The 12,328-nt window shown below is 57.9% G+C and carries 8 protein-coding genes; 3 read left to right on the top strand and 5 right to left on the bottom strand.

What is annotated here, in order from left to right:
- Positions 1–138: 138 nt before the first annotated feature.
- The 4 genes from SH248x_RS12855 to SH248x_RS12870 form a co-directional block, all read right to left on the bottom strand.
- A complete protein-coding gene (locus tag SH248x_RS12855; protein WP_459554685.1) occupies positions 139–1,344 on the bottom strand; it encodes an RNA polymerase sigma factor in 1,206 nt (401 codons plus the stop codon).
- Between the two features lie 144 nt (positions 1,345–1,488).
- A complete protein-coding gene (locus SH248x_RS12860; RefSeq protein ID WP_459554686.1) occupies positions 1,489–1,848 on the bottom strand; it encodes a YciI family protein in 360 nt (119 codons plus the stop codon).
- Positions 1,849–2,140: 292 nt separating this feature from the next.
- Positions 2,141–2,623, bottom strand: coding sequence for a YciI family protein (locus SH248x_RS12865; protein ID WP_459554687.1), 483 nt, complete (start codon positions 2,621–2,623; stop codon positions 2,141–2,143).
- Between the two features lie 343 nt (positions 2,624–2,966).
- The gene (locus SH248x_RS12870; protein ID WP_459554688.1) at positions 2,967–7,127 is read right to left on the bottom strand and encodes a PVC-type heme-binding CxxCH protein; all 4,161 of its coding nucleotides are present in this window, start codon (positions 7,125–7,127) and stop codon (positions 2,967–2,969) included.
- Positions 7,128–7,816: 689 nt separating this feature from the next.
- Between SH248x_RS12870 and SH248x_RS12875 the strand changes: the two genes are divergently transcribed.
- The 3 genes from SH248x_RS12875 (at position 7,817) to SH248x_RS12885 (ending at position 10,781) form a co-directional block, all read left to right on the top strand.
- Positions 7,817–8,476 (top strand): hypothetical protein, encoded by a 660-nt coding sequence (locus SH248x_RS12875; RefSeq protein ID WP_459554689.1) that lies wholly within the window; start codon positions 7,817–7,819, stop codon positions 8,474–8,476.
- Positions 8,477–8,540: 64 nt separating this feature from the next.
- Positions 8,541–10,070, top strand: coding sequence for a sensor histidine kinase (locus tag SH248x_RS12880; protein ID WP_459554690.1), 1,530 nt, complete (start codon positions 8,541–8,543; stop codon positions 10,068–10,070).
- 387 nt (positions 10,071–10,457) lie between these two features.
- On the top strand, positions 10,458–10,781 hold the full coding sequence (locus tag SH248x_RS12885; protein WP_459554691.1) for a Rieske (2Fe-2S) protein: 324 nt from the start codon (positions 10,458–10,460) through the stop codon (positions 10,779–10,781).
- Positions 10,782–10,947: 166 nt separating this feature from the next.
- Here the strand turns inward: SH248x_RS12885 and SH248x_RS12890 are convergent, their stop codons facing one another.
- Positions 10,948–11,868, bottom strand: a complete 921-nt coding sequence (locus SH248x_RS12890) for a LysR family transcriptional regulator (RefSeq protein WP_459558613.1) — start codon at positions 11,866–11,868, stop codon at positions 10,948–10,950.
- Positions 11,869–12,328 lie beyond the last annotated feature (460 nt).

The following is a 12,328-nucleotide window of genomic DNA, read 5'->3' on the forward strand; positions in this document are numbered from 1 at the left end:
GGCTTTATGCTCGCACGTCTGTCCACCATCCACCATCACTGTATCTCCAAAAAACAGGCATCAAGATTTCAAAACCGGACCCGCATCATAATCTCCATCGACCTTTTCTCCAAGCCGAACGCCCAACTCCGAACTTCGCTAACTCGTCAGCCTTCTCCTTAACCACTCCCGCACCGCTTCATTTCCCGCCATCTGCATCGCCATCTGGTAACAATTTCTCGCCTCGTCTCGCTCTCCGGCTTGCTCCAGCAGATGCCCTTTCGTGGCCCAGTAAGGCTGATAACCCTGCAGTTCTGCCTCATCGAGTTCCCCCAGACAGCGCAATCCCTCGCCGGCTCCAAACGCCTCCCCTCTCGCAGCAGCCCGCCCCACACAAACCCCCGCCGAACAGTGCACATGCATCAACTCCTCATACAACACACACAAACTCTCCCAGTCCGTCGCGCCCGTCCATAATCTCGCCCCATGCACCGACTGAATCGACGCCTCCCACTGAAACCGCCCCAGCTTCCCCGAGCGCACCGCCGACTTGAGTTCCTTCTCAGCCCGCAGAATCAGCTCCCGGTCCCACAGATCCACCGCCTGCTCCGACAACGGCACATACCGCCCCCACCCATCCCGACGCGCCCGGTCCCGCGATTTTAAATACAGGATCAACGCCAGCAGCCCTCTCCCTTCCCCCTCCTGAGGAAACATGCGAACAACGATCTCCGCCATCTGCAACGCCTCCTCTCCCAACCCGCGCACGCACACCCCCGGCTCCTCCCAGGACACCCCATACGCCACATAAATCGCATCGAGCACACTCCCCAGCCGCTCCTCCAGACGATCTCCTTCCGGCACATCGAACTTCAATTTCAACCCCTGGATCCGCTGCTTGGCTCGCACCAGCCGCTGCCCCATTGTCGCGGGTGAAACCAGAAAGCTCCCCGCGATCTCCTCCGCCGTCAGCCCAAACATCAGCGACAACATCAGCGGCGCCCGCACCGACTCATCCAGCGCAGGATGAGCACACACGAATAACAGCTTCACCCGCTCATCAGGAAACTCGCCCTCCTGCTTGACTGCCTCCGCCGACCGCATCATCTCTGCCACTCCCTGCCACGCCACTTCCTCACGATCCGCTTTCCGACGCGCATCAACCAGCCTCCGACGCGCCACCGTCAACAGCCACGCCTCCGGCGAATCGGGCACTCCCTGCACCGGCCACTCCTTCAGCGCCACAATCAGCGCCTCCGAAAGTGCATCCTCAACCAGCTGCACATCCCGGGATCGAGACGCCAGATAAGCCACGAGCCGCCCATAGCTCTCCCGCACCACCCTCTCGATCACCGGTTGCGACATCAAACTATCCTAAAATGTGCCATGCTTGCGGCTTTGAGCAAGCATGTTCTTCAATCCTCCGTAGGATGCCGGTGAGGCTCCGCAGACCGCACCAAATGCGGCAACGAGTCCCGTTTGGTGCGATCCGCTATTCTCAAACCAAACTCAACTCGGCCCCATCTCCAGAATCGGCCGCACCTCCGCTGCCCCCACCGCCGCCGAGGGACACTTCGCAGCCCATTCAATCGCCGCATCGAGATCTGGCACGTCGATCACAAACAGCCCGCCCAACTGCTCCTTCGTCTCGGAAAACGGCCCATCCTGCACCAGGCGTCGATCACCTCGCACCCGGATCGTCGTCGCCAGACTCGGCGGCTGCAACGCATTGCCTCCCGCAGCCACCCCTGCCATTTTCATCGCTTCATTGTACGCCGCATAACCACCCCAATACGCGCCCATCTTCGCCTCATCCTGCCGTGACGAAAATTCCTCCGCCGTCTCATAAACCAGAACCGCAAACTTCATAACCATCTCCTTGAAATGTTCTTTTGGCCCCCATCAATAAAGGGAAGCCATCCACCCACAATGATTCTCGACATAACCCGCAAGCCACACACCTACGGTATTCTTGCTGAACGTCAATACAACCCGAATGAACACCCCGCCAATTCGCCGAGTCGCCAATAACTTATCCGCCTCAGGGTGCCACTGGCTCCGCCAGTGCTCTCTGATCGCGAATCCCTTCCTCGCCCAACACCTCAGGGTGCCACTGGCTCCGCCAGTGTTCTTCGATCGCCAATCCCATCCAGCCCCTCCCTCAACCCCCCGGCTTCGGAAACCCCGCCCTCACCTCCACCACACTCTGGCCAACATTGGGCACCTTCGCCGCCCATTTCAACGCCTCTGCTTCGCTCTCGACTTCCAGCAGGAAATACCCGCTCAGAAAGGCGTCCTGCGACACGATCGGCCCCTTCGTCACCACCGTTTTCCCATCGCGAATCCGGACCTGCCGCACACTCTCCTCCGGCTTCAGCGGCATTCCCCCCAGCAACACTCCCGCCCCCTTCATCTCCTCCATAAACGCCACCCACGGCCCCCAATACGCCATCCCCACTTCACCAGGAGCAGTTCGCTTCTCGTACTCCTCCATCGTCTCAAACACAAACAGCGTGTACTGCGGCTTGCCAGACACCGCCCCCTCCGTTACCGCCCCCTCTGGCACCGCCGCACCACGCAACGCCCCCATCCCAACCAGCCCTAACACAACCCCAGACAGCACCGTCCAAAGAACAGATTTCATCGCACAACTCCAGAAAACGCGACCAAAACACCAGCAGGCACACCACCCGCCACACCCCCATGTCGCTTCTCATCGAGTCGATTTCGACACCATTCCCCATTTCTCAAAAAAACTTTTCGCAAGTCCCGCGACGCACTGCCGGTCAACCCACCCTTGTAAACGACCACGCTTCATTTACTGCGTTCAGAAGAGGTAAAAATTGAACCACAGAGGCACGGAGGACACAGAGACTGGAGAGAAAACACAACTTCGATCCCTTCTTCTCCGTGACCTCTGTGCCTCTGTGGTCAATTCTCTTTGTTCTGATCAAACAGGATTAAGGCACCGTTTTAAAAGTGGCGATCTACGACTCATTCCCCATCAAATACTTAAACAACCCCCGCACCTGCGCCTCCGTCATCGGCGCCAACTGATTCTCCGGCATCAACGACAGCTCAGACAACTGCCGCTCCTCAATGTCTTTCACCGGAATCACCATCGTCTCATTGACCGTCTGTACCTTGATCGCCGACTCATTCTCTTCCCGAATCAGCCCCGTCACGACCCGCCCATCCGCCAGCACAATGACCGACATCTGGTAATCCTTCCCGATAATCGCATTCGGCTCAATGATGTTCTCCAGCAGATAATCGATGTTCGACCGATTCGCTCCCGTCAGGTCAGGACCGATGTTATCCCCCTTGCCAAACAGCTTGTGACACTTGCCACAGTTCTGCTCGTACAACGTCTTCCCCAGATTTCGATCCGCCCGGGCCACGACATCCGCTTTCAGCATCCCCCGGTACTTGTCATAAAACGCCTTCTTCTCCTCCGACGTCGTCCCGATCTTCCCCCAGACCGCTTCCATCCGCTTCGTCAACTCAGGCTTGTTCAAACTCGCAACCTGACGCGCGACATACGCCGGCACATCCTTCGCAGGAATCGCTTTCTTCTCAACAGAAACAACAAACTGCTCCGCCCAAACAGGACGCGAAACCAGAAGCTGCATCACCTGCGTCTTCGAAGCGTCATCAAACCCCGCATAACGCCCCAGCAGGGTCGTCGGCACTTCCTCACGATCCACATTCGTCAACCCCTTGATCGCCAGCGGCCGAGCTTTCTCGTCTTCCAGCAGCCCGAGCAGAATCCCGCTCAGTTCGCTATCCTTGCCCCGCTCCAGCATCGCCAGCGCCACCGACCGCTGCTCAACCGGCAGCTTCGCATCCTTCAACTGCTCTCGAAAATACGGAAACGCATTCCCATCCCCAAACAGCCCGGCCAGTGCATAAGCAGCTCGCTTCAACTCCCCATTGCCACTGTTCTTGATCGTCGCGAACACCGCATCCCACCCCGCAGGCATCGTCGCCCCCGCTTGACTTTCCACCGTCCTCAACAACTCACGCACGAGCAACAACTGCGTCGGCTCTTTCACCTTCGCCACACTCGCCAGCACCACCTCACGCCCCTCCGCCGTCACACTCGCCCGACGAGACGCAAACCCGATCAGCTTCTCCCAACCACCCGCCAGCGCGATGTCGAGCCCCTTCTGCGGATCAACACCCACAATCGGCTCAAGCGCATACCACGTCAGCAGCGGAATGTTCTTATCGTTCTGAAATTCCTTATGAGCAAGAATGCCCTTCAGAATCCCTTCCCGATTCTCCAGCGAAATTCGCCCCGCAATACTCGCCAGATTCCGTGCTGCTAGAAAACTTCCATTCTCTTTTGAAAACGAGATCAGCGCCTGCAGCGTCGTCGGCTTGAGCAGTTTGGGTTGATCGCCCAGTAAATAGACGGCCCAGCTTCGCACAGAGTCATTCTCATGCCCGAACAATGAGACCAGATCTTCCTGTTTCAACAGCCCACAAGAAAACTGCATCCAGATCATTCGCAACACATCAGCACTCGACACGCCCTTCGAGAACTTCGTTTGAGCAAGTGAACGGACTTCGTCAGCTTTGAGAGTCCCCTCCGCAGCCCGCTCCTGCAAAATCCGCTGCGCCTGCCTCACAAAAAACTGATTCTCATGAGTCAACAACCCCACCAGTTCTTCATCCGTTTTCTTCCACAGATCAAACTTGTACGGCCGCGCAGACCCATACCGAATCCGAAAGATCCGCCCGTCCGTCCGGTCCCAGATCTCTGGCGTGACGTTGTGACAGGTCTGCTTATCATGCCAGTCCGACGTATAGATCGCCCCATCCGGCCCCACACGCACCGACACCCCAATCTGAAAGTTATCCCCCGAATACGAAAAATCGGGTCGATGCTGACCCACATATCCCGACCCATCCTTCACCACCGCTTCCGTCACCATGCGGTGTCCATGCAGGTTGTGAAAGAATAATCTCCCTCGATACTCTTCCGGAAACGCATCCCCCTGATAGATCGCCAATCCGCAGTGAGCATGCCCGCCACCCAGGGTCAGCGAATTGATCGCCGCATTGACCGTCGGCTTCTGCGGACCAGCATTGCGGACATTCTCAAACGGGTTCGTCCCGCCATAGCGTCCATTGCCATAATGGACATGGTCAGCGATCGTGAAAGCATCCTCATAGACATACTTGTCAAAGTGCTGCCCCGCCTGCCGAAAGTAACGTCCCCCCTGGTAGATGTGATACAGGTGCGGAATAACACACGCCGTCACAAACCAGTCCCCGTTCTCGTTGTAATCCAGCCCCCACGGATTGCTGCTCCCGTGCGCGAAGACCTCGAACTCATGACGCGTCGGGTGATACCGCCACACCCCCGCATTGATCGGCTGTCGCTGATTGTCCGGGGTCCCGGGCTTCCCCACGAGTGAATGCGTGAAGACGCCATGAGCCCCGTACAACCAGCCATCCATCCCCCACGTAAAGCTGTTCAGCGTCTCGTGCGTATCTTCCCAATGCCACCCGTCCAGCAGAATCTCCGGCTTCCCGTCCGGAATATCATCCCGATTCTTGTCCGCCACAAACATCAGATAAGGAGCCGCCCCAATCCAGACTCCTCCAAACCCGACTTCGATCCCACTCGCCAGATTGACGTTCTCAAGAAAAACCTTCCTCGTCTCGAAAGTCCCATCCTGATCCGCATCCTCCAGAATGAGAATGCGATCCTTCCCCTCTCCATCCGGAGCACGCCGAGGATACGTCAACCCCTCGATCACCCACAAACGCCCCCGCGCATCAAAGCACATCGCAATCGGCTGCACCAGATCCGGCTCACAGGCAATCAGGTCGACCTCGAAGCCAGCCGGGACTTTCATATTCTTCGCCGCATCAGCCGGGCTGAACCCATTCGCATAGTTCTCTTGCGAATGCGTCTCACCCGTCAACCATTTTTTTGGTTCTTCATGCTTAGCCTCTGCTTTCTGAATATGAATCGCCAGACCCTTCTTGCTCGACGTCACTACATCCGGCTTCCCATCCCCATTCAGATCCGCCACCACGACATCGACCCCCACCCCCGAGTCATTATGAATCAGATGAGGCACAAACTCGATCTCGCCATTCTCCCGCTTCTTGTTCTGGAACCAGTACAGCACCGCCTCCTGATTCACCCCCGGATCCCCACTGGCATGCGCAAACCAGCGTTTCCCCGTCACAAAGTCAAGACGCCCATCCCCATCAATATCCGTCAGATCAAGAGCATGCAGCTGACTGAACGCCGCCCCGTAAGGATTCTGGATGGAAGTCTCCCCCATGATGTCATGCTTGGTGAATCGCTCCTCCGTCGTATGCTCAAACCAGCCCAGCCCAAACCCGTGAGCGTTGTAAGACGTAATGAGATCATTCTTCCCATCCCCATTCACATCGGTCACCAGAATCTGCGCCCCGCCCCCGCCATACGTCTCGAGCGCCCATTGATGCATCTCCCACTGCCCCTCTTTCCCATCAAGCCCCTCCGGCTGCTCCCACCAGAACTGGGAATTCAGCATGTCAGCCCGACCATCCCCATTCACATCCCCGACACCAAACCCGTGCTCATAACGCCCTTTAGCCGTCCCTTCTTTCGAGATCGCATGCCACGTCCACTTCTCCAGCGGATTCGTCCCCGCCTGGTAATACCCAAAGACATTCCCCTTCGAACAAACCAGCTCCGGCAGCCCCCCTTTGACGATGTCCGTAAACGCCGGCGATTCGACCCCCACTTCCTCAGCAAACACATGCGTCGGCCAATGCTTGTCAAACCCCTCTGCTCCCGGATTGACGCAGATCCAGCATTCCTTCCCCGGCCACCCGATCACAACAACATCCAGCTTCCCATCCCCATTCACATCGCAGACTTCCTGCGAAAAGTTATCGCTGTACCCCGTCACCGGATACGTCTTCACGGGCATGTATTCATGCTTCGTCTCAAACGCAGGCCCTTCGTACCACAACGAGCCCGCCACCAGATCGACCTTCCCATCCCCATTGAGATCCCCAACCGCAGCTCCCTCGGTATGAAAATCATGATGCAGATAGCGCGTCTCGAAATCCCCCGCAAACCCCAACGACGACCCCAGCATTCCCAGCGCCACCAGCATGCGACACACCTGCATGACCAACTCCTCAACGATTTTTCAGGACAGCAAAAGCTGATCAGCCTGGCGACGACATCGACACAGGTTGATCCATCAGGAAGGACGTTCATCCTAACTGTCTGGAATCAGCTCCTCCACACATAAGCCACCAATCATGCAAAAACTTCTGAACATTTTTCTGGCCACTTAGAGCTATTTCCCACCCAAATACCTCACCATAAACGCCACCACAACGTGCGTTTCCACCAAAAATCAGCCGCTCGATTTTCCTCGTCCAGGCAGTTCCACCGTTCCACCCGACCCCATCTCCCACAGCAACCAGCCTCGTCATTTTCCACATGTGGCAAACCACTGTTCGCATCCTCAGATTCAATTGAAGCGAATGCGTAGGTCATTCACCTGACAAAGTACCATCTTCCCGAATTCGTTTCCGCGCGAACAAACCCGCTCAAGCACCCATACGCATCCCCTGCCGATACAACGACATCCCCAGGTACGGCGCGTCCGCTCGTCACACTCTCGATGGCAATCGTGTTCCAGTGATCCAATTCGTCACACATGCATTTCTCCGCACACAACCCGTGAAACTGACTTCGTAGGCAATTCCACGCAACCTGTGAAAGCGGCATGAACACAGGTCCGATTCGGACCTAGCGTTGACGAGAGATGACTTGAATCAATGCCCTTTTACTTGAGCACGCGCCACCATGATTTCTTCACTCACAAACAATCAGCCAGCGATCAATCGACGCACGATCATCGTCGCGTCGGTCATCTGGCTGTCTTGCATCGCCGCCTTCATTCCCTCACTGCTCGACCACATGGCCAAGCCCGGCGCGAGCGCCGCCCTGAACCGTGACACCTGGCCGTCCATCTCTCCCATTACCCCAGCCGAGGATGGCCAGACACTCCTCCTCTTCGCCCACCCTCAATGCCCCTGCACTCTGGCGACGCTGGCAGAACTCGAACGCCTGCTCGTCTATCCCATCCCCACTCCGTTTCGCGCAATCCTCGTCCTCCCCGTCCCGGAAGATCACGCACAACACCAGGCCACCGCAACCAACCACTCTGCGGTCCTCAAATACGCCTCTCAGATCCCCGGCTTGACCGTGACCTTCGACAACGAAGCCCAGATCACCCGCGCCTTCGGCATTCGCACCTCCGGTCACTGTCTCCTGTACGGCAAAGACAAAACCCTCCTTTACTCCGGCGGGTTGACCCCGCTCCGCGGCCATGAAGGCCCCTGTGAAGGCAACATCGCACTCAGCCAATGCCTCATCGGAAAAACACCCGCCTCACGATACGCCCCCGTCTTCGGCTGTGCCCTCTACCAGGGCAAACAAGTCATCATCACGGACAAATCCTGACCGCACTCGTTTGACCGATCAGCAGTTCTCCTCTCACCCAAAAAGCGACGACCCCCTCGAAACCATGAGCATCCTCACTGCAACTGCCATCGATCGCCCCCCCAGCAAAGCACTCACCGCTGACGATTACTTCCGCGCGCAAAACGATCGCCTCTACCGACGCACCGACATCCTCTTCGCTGCCCTCCTCTTCGCCGAATGGCTCGGCTGCTGCCTGTGGACTTTCTATTTCAGTCCGCTCACCTACGACGGTCTCAAATCGACAGTCCACCCTCACGTCACCGCCGCCCTCTTCTTCGGCGGCCTGATCACCCTCTTCCCCTGCTTCCTCGTGATCAACGCCCCCTCGAACTGGCTCACCAGACACGCCATCGCCGTCGCCCAGGCCTTGATGTCCTCGCTCATCATCCACGTCTCCGGCGGACGCATTGAATCCCACTTCCACATCTTCGGCTCACTCGCCTTCCTCGCCTTCTACCGCGACTGGACCGTCATCATCACCGCCACCGTCATCATCGCAGCCGACCACTTCTTCCGCGGCATCTTCTATCCCCAATCCGTCTACGGCATCGCCACCTCCTCCATCAGCCGCACCTTCGAACACGCCACCTGGGTCATCTTCGAAGACATCTTCCTCATCTATTCCTGCCTCTACAGCCGCCAGGAAATGCGAGAAATCGCCGTCCACCGCGCTGAGCAGGCTCAGACCAACGCCCACATCGAAAAAGAAGTCGAACTCCGCACCGAAGAACTCAACCACCTCACCGAGGTCCTCAAACATAACAACCTCGACCTCGAAAACAAGAACAAGGAAATCGAAGCCGAACGACAGGCCGCCCTCGACGCCAACCGCGCCAAATCCGAGTTCCTCACCAACATGAGCCACGAACTCCGCACCCCCCTCACCGCCATCCTCGGCTACGCAGAAATCATCTCCGAACCCGAAGATCCCGAAGTCGTCCAGGAAGCCGCCCAGACCATCCAACGCAACGGCAGCCACCTCCTCGCCCTCCTCAATGACATCCTCGACCTCTCCAAAATGGACGCCCACAAACTCCACGTCCAGTTCGAACCCGTTTCCCCCGCACAGACGCTCCGAGCCGTCAACGACCTGCTGAAAGTCCGCGCCGACGAAAAACGCATCGGTCTCGTCACCTCCTTCCAGCACCCCGTCCCCGAACACATCGTTTCCGACGACATGCGCCTCAAACAGATCCTCATCAACCTCGTCGGCAACGCCATCAAGTTCACCGACAAAGGCGAAGTCTCCATCTTCGTCCACTCCGATGAATTCAAAAACCGACTCTACTTCGACATCGTCGACACCGGCATCGGCATCGCCCTCGAAAACCAGCACAAACTCTTCAATGAGTTCGAACAGGCCGACAACTCCCTCACCCGCAAATACGGCGGCACTGGCCTCGGCTTAGCCATCGTCCAACGCCTCGCCCGCCTCCTCCACGGCGACGCCTACCTCCTGAAATCCACCCCCAACATCGGCTCCACCTTCCGCTTAGAACTCCCCCTCACCCTCCCCAATCAAATACCCACCCCTCAAGTCCAGTCCCCCACCGAAGAGCTAGTAGCCGTGTAACACCCCTCCCTTCTCCCCCCGGGAGAAGGTGCCCGAAGGGCGGATGAGGGCAGCGCGCCAACAACCTCCCTAAAAATGCAAAAGCCCCCGAGGGCACCCTCCCACCCCATTCCGAGTCCCCCTTCTCCCCCCGGGAGGGCGAGGCTCCGCCCGAGCCGCTGTCCCGCATTGCACCCCCACACCAACAAATCGACACCATTCCCCGTGTGCCACGGCTGTGCCAGCCGTGCGAGCGCGCCATAAGCGTTCATTTCCACACTCGACACCTCCCCTCCCAATGCCCCCGCTACTTGTACCAAGACAACAAACAGCTATCTTTCAAATATAAACCCTTCAAAACCCACTCTCCCCCTAAGCCCCAATCCCCAAGCTCTACCCTCTCCCCCCATGCCCGACCCCTCCTACATCCCCATCGCCAAAACCGGCGACATCCCCCCCGGCGAAGGTCGCCCCTTCCCCATCAATGGCCGCGTCATCGGCCTCTTCTTCGTCGACAACCAGTACTACGCCATCGACGACTTCTGCCCCCACCAGGGCGCCTCCCTCTCCGCCGGCTACGTCGAAAACGGCTGCGTCCGCTGCCCCTGGCACGCCTGGGACTTCCACCTCAAAGACGGCACCTGGGTCGAAAACCCCCGCGCCCGCTTCCGCTGCGAAACCTTCCCCATCCTGGTCGAAGACAACACCATCTACATCAAACTCCCCTCCTGAACGAGAGGCCGACGCTCCCCCCGTGTGCCACGGCTGTGCCAGCCGTGCGAGCGCGCCATAAGCGTTCATTTCCACATGCGACACCCCAAGTGTGCCACTGCTGGCTTGCCCAGCAGTGCGAACGTCAGAGTCGACATCCACCACCCCCTCTGACTCCTGCTCCCCCTCACCCAATCCGCTCCCCCAACTCCCGCTGCAACATCCCCTCAAACTCCTTCGCATAACTCTTCAACTGCTTCTTCAGCGACGAAAGCAGCTTGCTCTCAAACCGATAAGGGTTCGTCAAAATTGCCAGCTCCCGCACCGGCCGCGGCTGACTCAAACGACGATAAACCCGATCCTCCGCATGATCCAGCACACACGCCATTGACGGGATCATCGAAATCCCATGCCCCAGCGAAACAAGCTCCTGCACCGTCGCCAGCTGCGTCGTCCGCTCCACCGAGACCGGATGAAAATTCTTCCGATGACACATCGACACAATCTGACCCGACAAACAGTGCGCCTCGTCCATCAACACAAACGGATAATCCGCCAACTGCTTCAGCTTCAAAGGATCCTGATCCGCCAGCTCATGCCCCTTCGCATGCACCAGCAATAACTCATCCGACATCAATGGCTGCACCTCCAGATACTTCACCGAGATCGGCAGCGCCAATATCCCCAGATCGACATCCCCCTGCTGACACGCCTGAATCAGCTGATCCGTCGTCCGCTCGCTGATCGAGATCTTCGCCCGCGGATAGACCTGCGAAAACTCTTTCAAAAACCCCGGCAGAAAGTACGGCGTGATCGTCGGTATCGCCCCAATGGTCAGATGCCCCGACTGTCCGTCATCACGCAACTGCTCCTTGATATCATCGAGAATATTGAGAATCTGACGCGACCGCTCCTGCAACAGCTTCCCCGCATCCGTCAACTCCAGCGTCCGCGTCTTCCGCTCAAACAACGGCACCCCAAACTCTTCCTCGAGCTTCGCAATCGCCCGCGACAGCGCCGGCTGCGACACCCCCAACTCCTTCGCCGCATGCGTCATATTCCCAAACTTCGCCACCCCCTGAAACTGCACCAACTGAGTCATCTCAATCATCTGATCTCCATCAAAATATCCCTTCTCCCCCCGGGAGAAGGTGCCGAAGGCGGATGAGGGCATCGCGCCAACACCCCTGCTAAAAATTAACGGCACTCCCGAGGGCAAAATCCCACCCCATTCCGAGTGCCCTTCTCCCCCGGGGAGAAGGTGGCCGAGTCGAACCTCAGGTTCGCATACGAATACAGTCGAGGTCGGATGAGGGATCTCTGCGAATTGAGTAAAGCTTCATCCCGACCCCCGTCTCCCTCAAGGGCAGCCCCGTCTCCGTCCCTTCTCCCTTGAGGGGAGAAGGTGGCAGCAAACACCTCAGGTGTTCACAAAAGACAGTGCTGACGGATGAGGGTGGGGCATAGGCACTAACCAACCCCCACCAACGCCCTCCGCCCCAGCCAAAACTCCCCCTCCTAACCCATGCACCAAACACATAAAGAGATCACTCATTATGCACAAAACA

The sequence above is a fragment of the Lacunimicrobium album genome (genome assembly GCF_052161635.1).
Lineage (GTDB): Bacteria > Planctomycetota > Planctomycetia > Planctomycetales > Planctomycetaceae > SXPC01.